Here is a 16,043-nt window from a genome sequence, read left to right as displayed (position 1 = left end):
TGATCGGGTGGGGAGAAGGAAACGACCGTGGCGGGCGAGTCCAAGGCGAAAGTCATTCCGCTGCATGGTAATTCAAGCCGTGCAGCGGCTCAGCGGCGTAATGCCGCACGAGCGCAGGGCTCGCGCCGACATCCCTCGCAGCTGTCGGATCCGGTAGGCGGAGCTTCTGCCGAGGAGATCGCGGCCGTCGTCCGCGAGATCGACGAGCACCGCGGCGGTGCCGCGGGCGCGCCGGCGGTCGACGAGACGCCCACCGAACTGGCCAAGCAGATCGCTTCGGTCGCCGAGTTCGTGCGCAAGCGGATGACGGGTGAGTACACCGTCGACGAGTTCGGGTTCGATGCCCACCTCAACAACGCAATCTTTTTGCCTTTGCTGAGAGTCTTCTTCAAGTCGTGGTTCCGCGTCGAGGTCAGCGGCATCGAGCATCTGCCCGAAACGGGCGCCGCGCTCGTGGTCGCCAACCACGCCGGTGTGCTGCCGTTCGACGGGCTGATGACGTCGGTGGCGGTGCACGACCACCATCCCGCGCACCGCGACCTGCGCCTGCTCGCTGCCGACATGGTCTTCGACCTGCCGGTGGTCGGTCAGGCCGCCCGCAAGGCCGGCCACACGATGGCCTGCACGGCCGACGCCCATCGACTGCTGGCCGCGGGTGAGCTGACCGCGGTGTTCCCCGAGGGTTACAAGGGTCTGGGCAAGCACTTCAAGGACCGCTACAAGCTGCAGCGATTCGGCCGCGGCGGCTTCGTGTCCGCGGCGCTGCGCACCAAGGCGCCCATCGTGCCGTGCTCGATTGTCGGGTCAGAGGAGATCTATCCGATGATCGCCGACGTCAAGCTGCTGGCCCGGCTGCTCGGGCTGCCCTATTTCCCGATCACGCCGTTCTTCCCGCTGGCGGGTCCGGCGGGCATGGTGCCGCTGCCGTCGAAATGGCATATCCAGTTCGGGGAACCGATCGAGACCGCCGAGTACGACGAGTCGGCCGCCGACGATCCGATGGTCACCTTCGAACTCACCGACCAGGTGCGCGAGACCATCCAGCAGACGCTGTACCAACTGCTCACCCAGCGTCGGAACACCTTCTTCGGCTGAGCGCCGAAACCCGCTAGCTCTACGAATTACTTTGCTTGGCAATCATTTTCGCGATTGCCTCATCGCGGGCGGCGGCGATGCGCTGACTCACCTCGTCGGCTTCGGTGTCCGACTGCGCCTCGCCCATGACCGTGACGACGCTCGTCAGCACGGGCTTCCCGTCGGCGTCGGTCACCTCGCCGCGCACCTCGGTGACGATGGCGCCGTGCGATTCGGTGACCGAGTCGAGGTATGAGTCGAAGAACAGCTTGTCGCCGGCCACGATCGGGCGGTGGAAGGTGATCTTCTGGTCTCGGTGCAGCACGCGCTCCATGTTGATCGGCACGTCGAACTGGTTGAAGATCTCCAACTGGACCCGGCGGCCGGCAACGGCGAGGAAGGTCAGCGGGGCGATCAGTGTGTCGTAGCCGTACTCGGCGGCCGCCTCTTCGGTGAAATGCGCCGGGTGCTCGTCCTTGACCGCGCGGGCGAACTCACGGATCTTCTCCCGGTCGACCTCGAAGTAATCGGGGTACCGGTAGTGGGTCCCGATGATGTTCTCTGCGATCCCCATGCAACGTCTCTTCTCGTCGGAGTGAGCGGCGCGAGCCTATCAGCGGGTCCGGACCACCGGCTCGGCCAGAGCGGCTCGTCAGCGGCCCTCCTGGCGGCGCGAGACCACCGCCGCCAGCGCCCCTCCGGCCGCGCCGAGCGCCAGCGCCGACGGCACACCGATGCGCGCGGCCTTGCGGGCGGTGCGGAAGTCGCGGATCTCCCAGCCCCGTTCACGGGCCAGATCACGCAGATCGGCGTCGGGGTTGATCGCCACCGCCGTCCCCACCAGCGAGAGCATCGGCACGTCGTTGAAGCTGTCCGAGTAGGCCGTGCAGCGGCGCAGGTTGAGTCCCTCGCGGATGGCCAGCGAACGCACCGCGTGCGCCTTGCCGGTGCCGTGCAGGATGTCGCCGACCAGGCGGCCCGTGAACACCCCGTCGATGGATTCGGCGACGGTGCCCAGCGCGCCGGTCAGGCCCAGCCGTTTGGCGATGGTGGCGGCCAGTTCGTACGGGGTCGCCGTGACCAGCCACACCTGCTGTCCGGCGTCCAGATGCATCTGCGCGAGCGCGCGGGTGCCCGGCCAGATCTTGTCGGCGATGATCTCGTCGTAAATCTCCTCGCCGACCGCCATCAACTCGGCCGTCGAGCGGCCCTCGATGAAGGCCAGCGCCTTGCGCCGGCCGGCGGCCACGTCGTCGCTGTTCTCGCGCCCGGTCAGCTGGAACTTGGCCTGCGCGTACACGAACCGCGCGATGTCGCCGTAGGTGAAGTACTTGCGGGCGGCCAGGCCGCGGGCGAAGTGCAGCAGCGATGAGCCATGCACCAGGGTGTTGTCGACGTCGAAGAACGCCGCCGCGGTCAGGTCCGGGGGCGGCGCCGGCGGCGCCGCGTCAGCTTCGGCCACGAGGTCGGTGACGGCCGCCTCCGCGCTGGCCTCACCGGCAAGTTGCTGTTCAGCAGCTTCGCGGTCGCCGTTTCGAGACACGAATCAACCCTAAGTCACGGAAGTGGAGATACTGGCGGGGTGGAGCACCAGGTGGAGTTGCTGACGCGCGACGGTTGCACGATCTGCACCGCGGCGGCGGCCCGGCTCGCGGCTCTGGCCGACGAACTGGGCTTCACGCTGGCCGTCACCGATGTCGACGCCGCCGCGGCCGCGGGCGACTCGGCGCTGCGTGCCGAGTACGGCGACCGGCTTCCGGTCGTTCTGCTCGACGGCAGCGAGCACAGCTACTGGGAGATCGACGAGCCACGCCTTCGCGCCGACTTGGCCGGGTGACCTCTGTTTCTGCGCGAAAATGCGTTCCAGCAGCCCTCCACTCGGGATTCGGCTGCTGGAACGCAATTTCGGCGATAATGGTGTGGAATTTGGTGAGCTAACTGTTCAGCGACTACCTTGGATGACGTGGTGATGAAGCCGTGAGCGTGCTGCTTTTCGGGGTTTCGCACCGCAGTGCGCCGGTGTCGGTGCTCGAACAGCTGAGCACAGACGAGTCCGATCAGGCCAAGATCGTCGATCAGGTGCTGCAATCCTCGCTCGTCACCGAGGCCATGGTGCTGTCCACGTGCAACCGGGTCGAGATCTACGCCGTCGTCGACGCATTCCACGGCGGGTTGTCGGTGATCGGCCAGGTGCTCTCCGAGCACTCCGGCATGAGCCTCAACGACCTCACCAAATACGCCTATGTGCGGTACGCCGAAGCGGCCGTCGAGCACCTGTTCGCGGTCGCGTCGGGCCTGGATTCCGCGGTCGTCGGCGAACAGCAGGTGCTCGGCCAGGTGCGCCGCGCCTACGCCGCCGCCGAGGCCAACCACACCGTCGGCCGCACCCTGCACGAGCTGTCGCAGCGCGCGTTGGGCGTCGGCAAGCGGGTGCACACCGAAACCGGCATCGACGCCGCAGGCGCGTCGGTGGTGTCCGTCGCGCTGGGCACCGCCGAGGGCAAGCTCGGCTCGCTGGCCGGTCGCACCGCGGTGGTCATCGGGGCGGGTTCGATGGGCTCGCTGGCCGCCAAGCACCTGACCCGGGCGGGCGTCGACCGGATCCACGTCGTGAACCGCAGCCAGCCGCGGGCCAAACGGCTCGCCGCGAACATCCGCGAGCTGGGCGTCGACGCACACGCGTTCCCGTTCGACCACCTGCCTCCGCTGCTGACCGACGCCGACGTGGTTGTCTGCTGCACGGGAGCGGTGCGCCCGGTGGTCTCGCTGGCCGATGTGCACCGCGGCCTGGCGCACGGTCAAGAGCCCAAGCAGCTGGTCATCTGCGACCTCGGCATGCCCCGTGACGTCGACCCCGCCGTGGCCGGCCTGCCCGGCGTCTACGTCGTGGACATGGACCGTATCCAGCGCGAACCGGCCGCCCGCGCCGCGGCCTCCGACGCCGAGGCCGCCCGCGCGATCGTCGCCGCCGAGGTCGCCAACTACCTGGCCGGTCAGCGGATGGCCGAGGTCACCCCGACCGTCACCGCACTGCGTCAGCGCGCCGCCGACGTGGTCGAGGCGGAGTTGCTGAGGCTCGATCACCGGCTGCCGGGCCTGGACGCCGTCCACCGCGACGAGGTCGCCAAGACGGTGCGACGGGTCGTCGACAAACTCCTGCACGCGCCGACGGTGCGCGTCAAGCAATTGGCGAGTGCGCCGGGCGGGGACAGCTACGCCGAGGCGCTGCGCGAGCTGTTCGAACTCGACCAGCAGGCCGTCGACGCCGTCGCGGGGCCCGAATTGCCTTTGATCACACCGGATCTCGATAAGGCCGAGTAACGCTTGACTGCAATTCGGATAGGCACTCGCGCCAGTCTCCTGGCGACCACTCAGGCCGGTACGGTCCGTGACGCGCTCATCGCGAACGGGCATGAGGCCGAGCTCGTCCCCATCTCCACCGAGGGCGACCGCAACCAGGGCCCGATCGCCGAGATCGGTGTGGGCGTGTTCACCGCCGCCCTGAGGGAGGCCATCGACGACGGCCGGGTCGACGCCGCCGTGCACTCCTTCAAGGATCTGCCGACCGCGGCCGATGCCCGCTTCGTCGTCGCCGCGACTCCTCCGCGCGAGGACCCCCGGGACGCCCTGGTGGCACGCGATGGCCTGGTGCTGGGGGAATTGCCCCCGGGTTCGCTGATCGGCACGTCGAGCCCGCGGAGGGCGGCACAGCTTAGAGCACTGGGTCTCGGTTTGGAAATCCGCCCCCTAAGAGGCAACCTGGATACCAGGTTGAACAGGGTTAGCAACGGTGATCTCGACGGCATCGTAGTCGCACGGGCGGGACTGGCTCGCATCGGGCGACTGGCCGATGTCACCGAGACTCTCGAGCCGGTGCAGATGTTGCCAGCACCGGCTCAAGGTGCGCTCGCGGTCGAGTGCCGCGCAGGCGACACCGAGCTCGCCGCGCTGCTGGCGGAGTTGGACGACGCCGACACACGCGCCGCGGTCACCGCTGAACGGGCCCTGCTCGCCCGACTGGAGGCGGGTTGTCACGCACCGGTGGGCGCGATCGCTGAGGTGGTCGAGTCCATCGATGAGGACGGCAACGTCTTCGAAGAGGTGTCGCTGCGCGGCTGCGTGGCGGCACTGGACGGATCCGACGTGATCCGCGCGTCCGGCGTCGGCACGACCGACCGGGCCCGGGAGCTGGGGCTCTCGGTGGCCGAGGAGCTGTTCGACCTCGGGGCGCGCGAACTCATGGCGGACGCCAACTGAGCTGTAGAGCGGAGTGACTGAGATGACAGGCCAGAACAGCGGGCGGGGGCGCAAGCCGAAGCCGGGCCGCATCACGTTCGTCGGCTCGGGTCCCGGTGACCCGGGACTGCTGACGACGCGGGCCCACACGGTGCTCGCCAACGCTGCCTTGGTGTTCACCGATCCCGACGTGCCCGAAGCGGTGCTGGCCCTGGTGGGTTGTGAGCTGCCGCCCCCGTCGGGTCCCGAACCGGCCGAGGCCGCCGACAACGGCGAGGCGTCGGGCACGGAAGCGCCGGCCCTGCCCGGCGGGCCGGATATCCGGTCGGCCGTGGGCGATCCTGCCGAGGTGGCCAAGACGCTGATCACCGAGGCCCGCACCGGAGTCGACGTGGTCCGGCTGGTGGCGGGCGATCCGCTGTCGGTGGACGCCGTGATCACCGAGGTGTCGGCGTTGGCCAAGTCGCACCTGAACTTCGAGATCGTGCCGGGCCTGCCGGACACCACCGCGGTGCCGACCTACGCGGGTCTGCCGCTGGGTTCGGCGCACACCGTTGCCGACGTCCGCGACCCCGATGTCGATTGGGCCGCGCTGGCCGCCGCGCCCGGCCCGCTGATCCTGCACGCGACGGCGTCCCATCTGCCCGATGCGGCGCGCACGCTGATCGAGTACGGCCTGACCGACACCACGCCGCTGGTGGTCACCGCGAACGGCACGACGTGCCAGCAGCGTTCGGTCGAGACCACGTTGGCCGGGCTGCTCGACAAGGCCACCCTGGCGGGCACCGAGCCGGCCGGTCCGTTGGCCGGACCGCTGGTCGTGACCATCGGCAAGACCGTGGCCAACCGCACCAAGCTGAACTGGTGGGAGAGCCGCGCACTGTACGGCTGGACCGTGCTGGTGCCCCGCACCAAGGACCAGGCCGGCGAGATGAGCGAGAAGCTGGTGGGCCACGGTGCGCTGCCGATCGAGGTCCCGACCATCGCCGTCGAGCCCCCGCGCAGCCCCGCTCAGATGGAGCGCGCGGTCAAGGGACTGGTCGACGGCCGGTTCCAGTGGGTGGTGTTCACCTCCACCAACGCTGTGCGTGCGGTGTGGGAGAAGTTCAACGAGTTCGGTCTGGACGCCCGGGCGTTCTCCGGTGTGAGGATCGCCTGCGTCGGCCAGGCCACCGCCGACCGGGTGCGGGCGTTCGGCATCAATCCCGAGCTGGTGCCCGCCGGCGAGCAGTCCTCGCTGGGCCTGCTGGATGAGTTCCCGCCGTACGACGACGTTTTCGACCCGGTGAACCGGGTGCTGCTGCCGCGCGCCGACATCGCCACCGAGACGCTGGCCGAGGGTCTGCGCGAACGCGGTTGGGAGATCGAGGACGTCACGGCGTACCGCACGGTGCGGGCCGCGCCGCCGCCCGCGCACACCCGCGAGATGATCAAGACCGGTGGCTTCGACGCGGTCTGCTTCACCTCGAGTTCCACGGTGCGCAACCTGGTCGGTATCGCGGGCAAACCGCACGCGCGCACCATCGTCGCGTGCATCGGGCCCAAGACCGCCGAGACCGCAGCGGAATTCGGTCTGCGCGTCGATGTGCAGCCCGAGGTGGCCGCCGTCGGGCCGCTGGTCGAGGCGCTCGCCGAGCACGCCGCCCGGCTGCGCGCCGAGGGGGCACTGCCCCCGCCGCGTAAGAAGAGCCGCCGCCGCTGACCGCGAGACCGAAGGTGGGTTTGCATGGCCTTTCCTAGGCATCGCCCCCGCCGGCTGCGCACGACTCCGGCGCTGCGGCGACTGGTCGCCGAAACAACCTTGGAGCCACGGCAACTCGTGTTGCCGATGTTCGTCGCCGACGGGATATCGGAATCGCGCCCGATCGCCTCCATGCCCGGCGTCGTCCAACACACCCGCGACTCGCTGCGTCGCGCCGCCGCCGACGCGGTGGCCGCCGGTGTGGGCGGCCTGATGCTGTTCGGTGTACCGCGCGACGAGGACAAGGATCCCACCGGCTCCGTCGGTGTCGCCGAGGACGGCATCCTCAACGTCGCCCTGCGCGATTTGGCGAGTGACCTCGGCGACGACACCGTGCTGATGGCCGACACCTGCCTCGACGAGTTCACCGACCACGGTCACTGCGGGGTGCTCGACTCCGCCGGTCGCGTCGACAACGACCTGACCAACAAGCGCTACGTGGAACTGGCTGTGGCGCAGGCAGATTCGGGGGCGCACGTCGTCGGGCCGAGCGGAATGATGGACGGTCAGGTCGCCGCGATCCGCGATGGTCTGGACGCCGCGGGACACACCGACACGGTGATCCTGGCGTACGCCGCGAAGTTCGCCTCTGGCTTCTACGGCCCGTTCCGGGAAGCGGTGGGCTCGAGCCTGCGCGGCGATCGTCGCACGTACCAACAGAATCCGGGCAACGCCCGCGAGGCACTGCACGAGGTGGAACTCGACATCGACGAAGGAGCCGACATCGTCATGGTCAAGCCCGCGATGGGCTACCTCGACGTGGTGCGCGCGGCCGCCGACCTGTCACCCGTTCCGGTGGCGGCCTATCAGGTCTCCGGCGAGTACTCGATGATCAGTGCCGCCGCCGCCAACGACTGGATCGACTTGCAGACGGTGGCTCTGGAAACGCTGACCAGCATCCGGCGGGCCGGAGCCGACATCGTCCTGACCTACTGGGCGGCCGACGTCGCCGGTTGGCTGGCGTGAATCCGGAGCCACAGGGCCGACCGGATGCGGCCGGCCAGCCGCCGGAGCCGGGCGCCCGCCCCGACGATGTCGACACCGGCTTCTGGCTCTGGGTGGTCGCGCTTGTCCTGATGGTCGTCGGCCAGGTGGTCGACCTGCTGGTCAGCGAACGCGCCGAGGGGCTACCCGCACCGGTGTTGGCCCTCTCGGTGGTGTTCATCGTGATCCTCGGCGCCGTGGCGCTGACCTTCCAGGTTTTGATGCGCCAGGGCTACCGGTGGGCTCGCACCGTATTGACCGGCGCAGGTGTCGCCACGGTCGTGTACGCCGTGAGCAGCCTGTTCGGCGAGGATCGGCCGCCCGCCGCCGCGTTCGCCTACGCCGTCACCGCGATCCTCGGCTCGGTGCTGATCGTCGGCGGGGTGTACCTGCTGCACCGAAAAGACGCCAACGACTACTTCACCCGGTGACCCGATAGGCTGACCCGACCATGACCGCTCCTGCGCCGCGAACCAGCGTCGTCACCGCCGCCTTCTGGTGCTGGGTCGTCGCCGCGGTGATGCTGATGCTGGGCGGGCTGATCGCCGCCTCGGTGAACCTGCCGCCGCTGTTCCGCGGCGCTGGGGTCCTCACCGCAGTCGCGGGCGCCGGAATGGCGTTTCTCGCGGGCCGCAGCCGCGCGGGTGACGTCCGGTTCCGCCGGGCCGGCGTCGCGTTGGCGCTGACCATCGTCGTGTTCGTCGCGCTGCTCGCGATGCGCGGCGTCGTTCACATCGTGACGCTGCTCGCGGTGCTGCCCCTGATCGCGGGCGCCGTCCTGATCACCCGGCCGAGCGCGAACGCCCAAGGGGAAGCGACGTGACCGACAAGCAGACCGCGCCGCAGGTGCTGTTCTACGAACAGGGTGCCAGCTGGTGGTGGTTGGCCGCCGGGCCCGCCGCGGCGATCGCCATGGGGTTGATCCAGGCGTCGGCCGGCTACGGGTTCCAGTGGGTGGTTCCCGGGATGTTCCTGGTCCTGGTCAGCGGCTTCCTCGCGATCCAGGTCAAGGCCGCCCGCATCCACACCTCGGTGGAGCTGACACCCGAGACGCTGCGGCAGGGCACCGAGCGCATCAGCACCGACGAGATCGTGCGCATCTACCCCGAGGCGACCGGTTCGGAGCCACCGAAATGGCAGTCGGCCCGGGCGCTCGGCGAGCTCACCGGTGTTCCGCGCGGGCGCACAGGTATCGGGCTGAAGATGACCAACGACCGCACCGCCCAAGCCTGGGCCCGCAAGCATCAAACGCTCCGGCAGACGCTGACCCAGCTCGTCGAAGAGCGCATTCCGCCGGCATGACCGTCCGGGCCGCGCTCGAGATGGTGCTGGCCGTCGCCGCCGCGGTGGGCAGCGTGCTGAGCTGGTTGGCGGCGAAGACGACGGTCGTGGTCCCGCCGGTGCTCGAAGGTGAACCCCGGACCACCTCGGTCGAGTACAGCGCGCCGATGCTGGGGCTCGCGCTGCTGTTGGCGGCGGTCGCCGGGGTGCTTCTGGTGCTGGCCATCGCGCACACGCGCCGCGCTCGCCGTTCCGCAGCATCCCGCACCACACCATCTGCCACCGCACCATCTGGCGAGTGACCGTGTTTGCGCCGTGACACGCCGTCACATCACGTACAAAACAGGTCGCTCGCCAGCATCGTGAGACCCCTCACAGCCGCTTGGTACAAAGTGCAAAACTTGTAACACTGTGTCTATGACCGAGTTGGTGGAGACAGACAGGCCCGTCGACGATGCGCTGCCGCTGGGCCCGCAGTCGCTGGTGTGGCGCTATTTCGGGGACAACCGGATGTACCTGATCGGGCCGCGCCCCGCGGTGCTGCAGAACATGCTGGCCGAACTCGGCCAAGGCGTGCTGGACCACTCGGTGTTCTTCGACGACACCGCCGCGCGGGTCAAGCGCTCGCTGCCCCCGATCTTCAACACGGTCTACGGCTCTGACGAAGACAACCCGGGCGCCCAGGTGCGCGACTTCCACACCGACATCAAGGGCAAGATGCCCGACGGCGCCCGGTACCACGCCCTGGATCCGGAGACCTACTTCTGGGCACACGCGACGTTCGTCGAGCAGGTGCTCTACTTCGCCGACACCTTCGTCAAGCGGCTGAGCCGCGAGGAGAAGGAGCAGATCTACCTCGAGTCGAAGACGTGGTACCGCCGCTACGGTGTGAGCGACCGGCCGATGCCCGCCACCTACGACGAATTCGAACGGTACTGGGATCGCATGCTCGACGAGATCGTCGTCGCGCACAAGACCGCGGTGTACGGCGTCGGCTACGTCACGAAGGGCTTCCCGTGCCCCAAAGGTGTTCCCGCATGGGCGTGGAAGCTGATCGCGCCGGTGTTCAATCCGCTCGCGGCGTTCCTGACCACCGGCGGCCTGCCGCCCCGCGCGCGCGAGCTGCTGCAACTGCCGTGGAGTGAACGCCAGGAGCGCCGCTACCAACGCTTCGCGGCGTTGTGGCGGTCGCGTCCGGTCAACTGGGTGTGGGATCGTCTGCCCATGAGTTGGCGCTACAACAGCTACGCCCAAAAGGGTTATGCCCGGGCCTGACCCGGCCAACGGGCCCGAGGCGTCGCCCGCGACTGGACCTGATTCGTCGCCCGCGACTGGACTCGATTCGTCACCCGCGACTGGGCCTGATTCGTCGCCCGCGACTGGACTCGATTCGTCGCCCGCGACGGAAGCCATCCTGGACGCCGCCGTCATCGAGTTCGAGCGGCACGGCTTCCGCCGGGTCGCGCTCGACGACGTCGCCCGCCGCGCAGGCGTCAGCCGGACCACGATCTACCGGCGGTTCGCCAACCGCGACGAACTCGTGGCCGCGGTGATCGAACGCGAGAACATCGCACTGTTCGCCGACATCGCCGAAGAGGTCAAACGCGCTGGGCCGCAGTCGAACTACTACGTCGAGGCGTTCACCCTGTCGATCCTGAAGTTCCGTCGCCACCGCGTGCTGTACCGGATACTGACCGACGAACCCGCGCTGCTGCTCGAACTCGCCCGCACGCACTACGACGCCGCGATCACCCGGATGGCCGCAGCGTTGCGGGTCATCTTCCCCGCCGGGTTCGCCGAGCGGATCGGCGAACAGACCGTCGAGGAGCTGGCCGACACCATCCTGCGGTATGCGGTGATGGTGTTGCTGCTGCCCAGCTCCCAGCCGCTGGAGTCCGCCGACGACATTCGCGCTTTCGCTCGCAAACACTTCCTTCCCAGCCTGCCCGCCGCTTTGCGGACAGTGCCCACCGGTTAGCCGAACTGCGTTTCGTATTTCGGCTCTCCGGGCAGTCGTAGTTCCATGACCAGCGAACAAGGGCAGGACCCAGGGTTCATCGAGGAGCAGCGGAAAGCCGAACCGGAGACCGACGAACACCACCAGGTCACCAGCGAACAGGAAACGCCGCCGCCCACCGAGAAACCCGAAGTCACCGACGAGCATCGGGAAAAAGCCAAAGAGATGCACAAGGCCTACGAAGAAGAGAGGCCGACCACCAAAATGCCTGGCACCGGCGGTGCGGTTGCGGGTACCGCGGTCAACGACTGGCTCGACGATGACGGCAACCCGAAGTTCGGCAAGGAATCTGCGGGCACCGAAACCTCCGAGGGCAACAGCAGCTGACCGGCCGAGCGGGCGCGTGCCTACGCTAGGCAACCGTGACCACTCTGGAACAGATCGCACCGGCGTTCGTCGAGATGGCCCACTCGATCGTGTGGGCCTCGGTGGCCACCGTCGACGCGAACGGCCGACCACGTACCCGCATCCTGCATCCGTTGTGGGACTGGGACGGCACCGATCTCCTCGGTTGGATCGCCACCGTGCCGTCTCCGGTGAAGAAGAACCACCTCGCGGTCCACCCGCAGGTCTCGGTGAGCTACTGGACCACCAACCACGACACCTGCAGCGCGGAGTGTCTGGTCGAGTGGTACGTCGACGACGAAACCAGGGCGACGGTGTGGGACAAGTTCGCCACCGCCCCCGCACCGGTCGGCTACGACCCGCGCATCATCCCGATGTGGCAGGACGGGCCGACCTCAGACCAGTTCGCCGCGCTGCGGTTGACGCCGTACCGCATCCGGGTCATGCCCGGGACGGTGATGACGAAAGGTGAAGGCGCGCCGCTCACCTGGTCCGCGTGAATATCGCGTACCGGTGCGGACCCGACATGACCTGGGCGATGATCTGCACATGACCACCACGCTCGACGTCTCGGCGTTGCCGCTGGTGCCGAAGAATCCGCTGCCGATCTGGCGGTTGGTCAAACTCCTCCGCAGGCTTGACACCGGCCAGGACGTCATCCGCGACGCCGGCGGCCCGATCACGCGCATCCAGGTCGCGCCGAAGTGGCTGTATCAACCGATCGTCGCCGTGATGTCGCCCGCAGGCATGCGCGACATACTCGGGCGCCCCGACGGCTCCTCTGAGCGATGCATCTACCACGACGAAGTCCGCAACATGGCGGGCGACAGCCTGTTCGTGCTGCCCAATGAGCTGTGGCGGCCGCGCAAGCGAGCGCTGCAGCCGGTGTTCACCAAACAGAACGTGCGCAATTTCGGCGGCTACATGTCGGCGGCCGCCCAAGCCTTCGTCGACCGCTGGCCTGACGGCGGCGAACTCGACCTCGACGTCGAATGCCGCCGCGTCGCGATGCAATCGCTGGGCCATTCCGTCCTCGGCGTCGACCTCAACGAACGCGCCGACACGATCGCCCGCTGCATGCACGTCGCGTCCTCCTACACCGCCGACCGCGCGCTGCGGCCGGTGCGGGCACCGCGCTGGCTGCCCACACCCGCCCGCCGCCGCGCGCGCCGCGCCGTCGCCGAGATGCGGGAGATCACCGACGAGATGGTGCGCGCATGTCGCGACGACCCGACGCGCGACGCCCCGCTCGTCCAGGCGCTGATGGCGGCCAGGGATCCCGAGACCGGGTTGCCGCTATCCGACGACGACATCTCGAACGACCTGCTGATCTTCATGCTCGCCGGCCATGACACCACCTCGACCGCGCTCACCTTCTCGCTGTGGGCGCTGGGGCGTCATCCCGACATCCAGGACCGCGTCGCCGCGGAAGCCGCCGCCATCGGTGACCGGGAACTGACCCCCGCCGACGTGCCCTCGCTGACATACACCGTGCAGGTGCTGCACGAGGCGATCCGGCTCTGCCCACCGGCGGCCGGGGTGGCCCGGCTGGCCACCCGTGACATCGCGGTCGACGGCTATCGCGTCGAGGCGGGCACCCTCGTGGCGCTCGGGCTCTACGGCCTGCACCACGATCCGGCGCTCTGGCCCGACCCGATGGTCTTCGATCCCGAGCGGTTCAGCCCGGAGAACACCGCGAACCGCGAGCGCTGGCAGTTCCTGCCGTTCCTCGCCGGTGGTCGCCCGTGCATCGGCGAACACTTCGCACGGCTGGAGACGACGCTGGCGTTGGCCACGATCGTGCGGGCCGCCCGGATCGAATCGTTGGACAGCGCGTTCGAGTGTGACGTGCCGTTCACCACCATCGCCAAAGGGCCCATCCGGGCCCGTCTGCGCCCGCGGGCTTAGCCCCGCGTCAGCAGGACGGCCTGATCGAACGGCAGCAGCCCGAACAGGGGCCGCATCCACCCGGTGACCGACGGCGCCGCCTCGGCTTTCGTGACCACCCGGGGGTCACGGACGCCGAACGTCCGGCCATACCTTCTCATCCGCCCACCGCCCGCCGCGGTGATGTTCTTCAGCCAGTCCCGGTCCGGGCCGTAGGTGAGCAGAATGGCCACGCCGTCATGGGTCGGGAACACCGTCAGCGGAGTCCGGTACGGCTTGCCCGACCTTCGCCCGGTGTGCTCGAGGATGCCCATCGACGGAGCCCACCCCGCCCACAGCCGCTGGATCGGGTTGGTGACGCGGCGGTTGAACCGCGCGAGCCATTGCGGAAGCTGCATGGTCTCATCCAACTCGGAAGCCCACCGTGGCTCAACCGTGTGACCACTACACCCTGTAGTTGACGGTTTGCGCCGGGCTGGGACACTGGTGGCCATGCGTGCTGACCAGATCACCACCGAGGTGTCGGCGCGGTTGTTCGCCGAGGCGTCGGCCGTCATCCCGGGCGGGGTGAACTCACCCGTACGGGCGTTCACCTCGGTCGGCGGCACCCCCCGGTTCATCACCTCGGCCAACGGCTACTGGCTGACCGACGCCGACGGCAACCGCTACGTCGATCTGGTCTGCTCCTGGGGGCCGATGATCCTGGGCCACGCGCATCCCGACGTCGTGGCGGCGGTGCAGAAGGTGGTGACCGACGGCCTGTCCTTCGGTGCGCCCACCCCCTCGGAAACGGAGCTGGCCGCAGAGATCATCGGCCGGGTCGCGCCGGTCGAGCGGCTACGGCTGGTGAACTCCGGCACCGAGTCCACGATGAGCGCGATCCGGCTGGCGCGCGGCTACACCGGCCGGGCCAAGATCGTGAAGTTCTCCGGCTGCTACCACGGCCACAGCGACGCGCTACTTGCCGACGCCGGTTCCGGCGTCGCCACGCTCGGGCTGCCGTCCTCGCCGGGTGTGACGGGTGCGGCCGCAGCCGACACGATCGTGCTGCCCTACAACAACGCCGCCGCCCTCGACGAGGTCTTCTCCCGGTTCGGCGACGAGATCGCCTGCGTGATCACCGAGGCCAGCCCCGGCAACATGGGCACGGTTCCGCCGCAGGACGGTTTCAACGCCGCGCTGCGCCGCATCACGGCCGACCACGGCGCCCTGCTGATCGTCGACGAGGTGATGACCGGATTCCGGGTCAGCCGATCCGGGTGGTACGGCCTCGATCCCGTCGATGCCGATCTGTTCACCTTCGGCAAGGTGATGAGTGGCGGGCTGCCCGCGGCGGCGTTCGGCGGGCGCGCCGAGGTGATGGAGCGGCTGGCTCCGCTGGGGCCGGTGTATCAGGCCGGCACGTTGTCCGGGAACCCTGTCGCGATGGCGGCCGGTCTGGCGACACTGCGCGCGGCCGACGACTCCGCCTACGCCAGACTCGACGCGAACGCCGACCGCCTCACCGCACTGCTCGAGCAGGCGTTGACCGAAGCCGGTGTGCCGCATACCGTTTCGCGGGCCGGCAACATGTTCAGCGTGTTCTTCACCGAACAGCCGGTCACCGACTTCGCCTCGGCGCGGGCGTCGGAGACGTGGCGATTTCCGGCCTTCTTCCATGCGCTGCTGGACGCCGGTGTCTACCCGCCGCCGAGCGCATTCGAGACATGGTTCGTGTCAACGGCTTTGGATGACGAGGCGTTCGACCGTATCGCGGCCGCGCTGCCCGGCGCGGCCCGCGCCGCCGCGGAGGCGGTCGAACCGGCATGACCGAAAACGCGTCGGAGGACGGCGAGGCCGTGAAGACCGTGGTGCACGTGATGCGCCACGGTGAAGTGCACAATCCCGACAAGATCCTCTACGGCCGCCTTCCCGACTACCACCTCTCCGAGCGGGGTCGAGCGCAGGCCCAGGCCGTCGCGGACTGGCTGGCGACGCGCGACATCGTCTACGTGGTCGCCTCGCCGCTGGAGCGGGCGCAGGAGACCGCGGCCCCGATCGCGGCGGGTCTGGGGCTGTCCGTCGACACCGATGACGAGCTCATCGAATCGCTGAACATCTTCCAGGGACAACGGGTATCGCCGGGGGACGGCGCGCTGCGCGACCCCCGCAACTGGTGGCATCTGCGCAACCCGCGCACACCGTCGTGGGGTGAGCCGTACCGCGAGATCGCCGAGCGGATGACCGCCGCCGTGCATCGGGCCAGGGCCAAGGCGGCCGGCCACGAGGCGGTGTGCGTCAGCCATCAACTGCCCGTGGAGACCCTGCGCCGGTCGATGACCGGCCAACCGCTGCACCACTTCCCGACCCGACGGCTGTGTAACCTGGCGTCGGTGACGTCGTTCTACTTCCACGGGGACACCTACGTCGGCTGGGGTTACGCGGAGTTGGCCGGGCAGTGAGTCGCTGGGTGGGGCGCGGCCGTTGGCTCTTCGCGCG

General features: G+C 68.9%; 20 protein-coding genes. 17 read left to right on the top strand and 3 right to left on the bottom strand.

Annotated features, from left to right (window positions below; translation table 11 throughout):
* The first annotated feature begins 27 nt into the window (after window positions 1-27).
* Complete coding sequence (locus RMCN_RS05035; protein ID WP_064416575.1) at window positions 28-1,095, top strand: lysophospholipid acyltransferase family protein; 1,068 nt, start codon at window positions 28-30, stop codon at window positions 1,093-1,095.
* A 19-nt stretch (window positions 1,096-1,114) separates the two neighbouring features.
* Here the strand turns inward: RMCN_RS05035 and RMCN_RS05030 are convergent, their stop codons facing one another.
* The gene (locus RMCN_RS05030; RefSeq protein ID WP_064416576.1) at window positions 1,115-1,648 is read right to left on the bottom strand and encodes an FAS1-like dehydratase domain-containing protein; all 534 of its coding nucleotides are present in this window, start codon (window positions 1,646-1,648) and stop codon (window positions 1,115-1,117) included.
* Window positions 1,649-1,726: 78 nt separating this feature from the next.
* On the bottom strand, window positions 1,727-2,617 hold the full coding sequence (locus RMCN_RS05025; RefSeq protein ID WP_064416577.1) for an HAD family hydrolase: 891 nt from the start codon (window positions 2,615-2,617) through the stop codon (window positions 1,727-1,729).
* Between the two features lie 39 nt (window positions 2,618-2,656).
* Between RMCN_RS05025 and RMCN_RS05020 the strand changes: the two genes are divergently transcribed.
* From RMCN_RS05020 to RMCN_RS04955, 14 genes are all read left to right on the top strand, one after another.
* Window positions 2,657-2,911, top strand: a complete 255-nt coding sequence (locus RMCN_RS05020) for a glutaredoxin family protein (RefSeq protein ID WP_064416578.1) — start codon at window positions 2,657-2,659, stop codon at window positions 2,909-2,911.
* 140 nt (window positions 2,912-3,051) lie between these two features.
* Window positions 3,052-4,395, top strand: a complete 1,344-nt coding sequence (locus RMCN_RS05015) for a glutamyl-tRNA reductase (protein WP_064416579.1) — start codon at window positions 3,052-3,054, stop codon at window positions 4,393-4,395.
* Window positions 4,396-4,398: 3 nt separating this feature from the next.
* Window positions 4,399-5,331: a hydroxymethylbilane synthase gene (hemC, locus tag RMCN_RS05010; RefSeq protein ID WP_064416580.1), complete on the top strand. Its 933-nt coding sequence runs from the start codon at window positions 4,399-4,401 to the stop codon at window positions 5,329-5,331.
* Window positions 5,332-5,353: 22 nt separating this feature from the next.
* Window positions 5,354-7,012 carry a bifunctional uroporphyrinogen-III C-methyltransferase/uroporphyrinogen-III synthase gene (locus tag RMCN_RS05005; RefSeq protein ID WP_064416581.1) on the top strand — a complete coding sequence of 553 codons (1,659 nt, stop codon included), beginning with the start codon at window positions 5,354-5,356 and terminating at the stop codon, window positions 7,010-7,012.
* Window positions 7,013-7,036: 24 nt separating this feature from the next.
* Entirely contained in the window at window positions 7,037-8,017 is a 981-nt protein-coding gene (hemB, locus tag RMCN_RS05000; RefSeq protein ID WP_067387676.1) for a porphobilinogen synthase, read from the top strand.
* The gene (locus RMCN_RS04995; RefSeq protein WP_067387675.1) at window positions 8,014-8,466 is read left to right on the top strand and encodes a hypothetical protein; all 453 of its coding nucleotides are present in this window, start codon (window positions 8,014-8,016) and stop codon (window positions 8,464-8,466) included. The genes hemB and RMCN_RS04995 overlap by 4 nt, the downstream gene beginning before the upstream one ends.
* Window positions 8,467-8,486: 20 nt before the next feature.
* Window positions 8,487-8,858 (top strand): hypothetical protein, encoded by a 372-nt coding sequence (locus RMCN_RS04990; protein WP_067387674.1) that lies wholly within the window; start codon window positions 8,487-8,489, stop codon window positions 8,856-8,858.
* A complete protein-coding gene (locus tag RMCN_RS04985) occupies window positions 8,855-9,337 on the top strand; it encodes a transport-regulating membrane protein Mce1N (protein ID WP_064351315.1) in 483 nt (160 codons plus the stop codon). The genes RMCN_RS04990 and RMCN_RS04985 overlap by 4 nt, the downstream gene beginning before the upstream one ends.
* Complete coding sequence (locus tag RMCN_RS04980) at window positions 9,334-9,618, top strand: hypothetical protein (RefSeq protein ID WP_067387673.1); 285 nt, start codon at window positions 9,334-9,336, stop codon at window positions 9,616-9,618. Before RMCN_RS04985 ends, RMCN_RS04980 begins: the two co-directional genes overlap by 4 nt.
* A 115-nt stretch (window positions 9,619-9,733) precedes the next feature.
* Window positions 9,734-10,591: an oxygenase MpaB family protein gene (locus RMCN_RS04975; RefSeq protein ID WP_067387672.1), complete on the top strand. Its 858-nt coding sequence runs from the start codon at window positions 9,734-9,736 to the stop codon at window positions 10,589-10,591.
* Window positions 10,578-11,294, top strand: coding sequence for a TetR/AcrR family transcriptional regulator (locus tag RMCN_RS04970; protein ID WP_084377149.1), 717 nt, complete (start codon window positions 10,578-10,580; stop codon window positions 11,292-11,294). Before RMCN_RS04975 ends, RMCN_RS04970 begins: the two co-directional genes overlap by 14 nt.
* Before the next feature lie 45 nt (window positions 11,295-11,339).
* Window positions 11,340-11,660, top strand: a complete 321-nt coding sequence (locus RMCN_RS04965) for a hypothetical protein (RefSeq protein ID WP_067387671.1) — start codon at window positions 11,340-11,342, stop codon at window positions 11,658-11,660.
* A gap of 35 nt (window positions 11,661-11,695) precedes the next feature.
* Entirely contained in the window at window positions 11,696-12,178 is a 483-nt protein-coding gene (locus RMCN_RS04960) for a pyridoxamine 5'-phosphate oxidase family protein (protein ID WP_067387670.1), read from the top strand.
* Between the two features lie 49 nt (window positions 12,179-12,227).
* Entirely contained in the window at window positions 12,228-13,586 is a 1,359-nt protein-coding gene (locus RMCN_RS04955; RefSeq protein ID WP_067387720.1) for a cytochrome P450, read from the top strand.
* Here the strand turns inward: RMCN_RS04955 and RMCN_RS04950 are convergent.
* The gene (locus RMCN_RS04950) at window positions 13,583-13,963 is read right to left on the bottom strand and encodes a nitroreductase family deazaflavin-dependent oxidoreductase (RefSeq protein ID WP_067387719.1); all 381 of its coding nucleotides are present in this window, start codon (window positions 13,961-13,963) and stop codon (window positions 13,583-13,585) included. The genes RMCN_RS04955 and RMCN_RS04950 overlap by 4 nt on opposite strands.
* Before the next feature lie 94 nt (window positions 13,964-14,057).
* Between RMCN_RS04950 and hemL the strand changes: the two genes are divergently transcribed.
* Both hemL and RMCN_RS04940 read left to right on the top strand, forming a co-directional pair.
* A complete protein-coding gene (gene hemL, locus RMCN_RS04945; protein ID WP_067387669.1) occupies window positions 14,058-15,374 on the top strand; it encodes a glutamate-1-semialdehyde 2,1-aminomutase in 1,317 nt (438 codons plus the stop codon).
* The gene (locus RMCN_RS04940) at window positions 15,371-16,006 is read left to right on the top strand and encodes a histidine phosphatase family protein (protein ID WP_064416591.1); all 636 of its coding nucleotides are present in this window, start codon (window positions 15,371-15,373) and stop codon (window positions 16,004-16,006) included. Before hemL ends, RMCN_RS04940 begins: the two co-directional genes overlap by 4 nt.
* The last annotated feature ends 37 nt before the right edge of the window (window positions 16,007-16,043 follow it).

Origin of the sequence: Mycolicibacterium novocastrense, assembly GCF_001570485.1 — a bacterium.
Classification (GTDB): Bacteria; Actinomycetota; Actinomycetes; order Mycobacteriales; family Mycobacteriaceae; genus Mycobacterium; species Mycobacterium novocastrense.
This window is presented reverse-complemented; position numbering and strand designations above follow the sequence as displayed.

Coding starts and splice junctions, on each gene's coding strand:
- hemL (WP_067387669.1), top strand. CDS start 14,058: ATGCGTGCTGACCAGATCACCACCGAGGTGTCGGCGCGGTTGTTCGCC.
- RMCN_RS04940 (WP_064416591.1), top strand. CDS start 15,371: ATGACCGAAAACGCGTCGGAGGACGGCGAGGCCGTGAAGACCGTGGTG.
- RMCN_RS05005 (WP_064416581.1), top strand. CDS start 5,354: ATGACAGGCCAGAACAGCGGGCGGGGGCGCAAGCCGAAGCCGGGCCGC.
- RMCN_RS04970 (WP_084377149.1), top strand. CDS start 10,578: ATGCCCGGGCCTGACCCGGCCAACGGGCCCGAGGCGTCGCCCGCGACT.
- RMCN_RS04980 (WP_067387673.1), top strand. CDS start 9,334: ATGACCGTCCGGGCCGCGCTCGAGATGGTGCTGGCCGTCGCCGCCGCG.
- hemB (WP_067387676.1), top strand. CDS start 7,037: ATGGCCTTTCCTAGGCATCGCCCCCGCCGGCTGCGCACGACTCCGGCG.
- RMCN_RS04975 (WP_067387672.1), top strand. CDS start 9,734: ATGACCGAGTTGGTGGAGACAGACAGGCCCGTCGACGATGCGCTGCCG.
- RMCN_RS04955 (WP_067387720.1), top strand. CDS start 12,228: ATGACCACCACGCTCGACGTCTCGGCGTTGCCGCTGGTGCCGAAGAAT.
- RMCN_RS04950 (WP_067387719.1), bottom strand. CDS start 13,963: ATGCAGCTTCCGCAATGGCTCGCGCGGTTCAACCGCCGCGTCACCAAC.
- RMCN_RS05030 (WP_064416576.1), bottom strand. CDS start 1,648: ATGGGGATCGCAGAGAACATCATCGGGACCCACTACCGGTACCCCGAT.
- RMCN_RS04990 (WP_067387674.1), top strand. CDS start 8,487: ATGACCGCTCCTGCGCCGCGAACCAGCGTCGTCACCGCCGCCTTCTGG.
- RMCN_RS04965 (WP_067387671.1), top strand. CDS start 11,340: ATGACCAGCGAACAAGGGCAGGACCCAGGGTTCATCGAGGAGCAGCGG.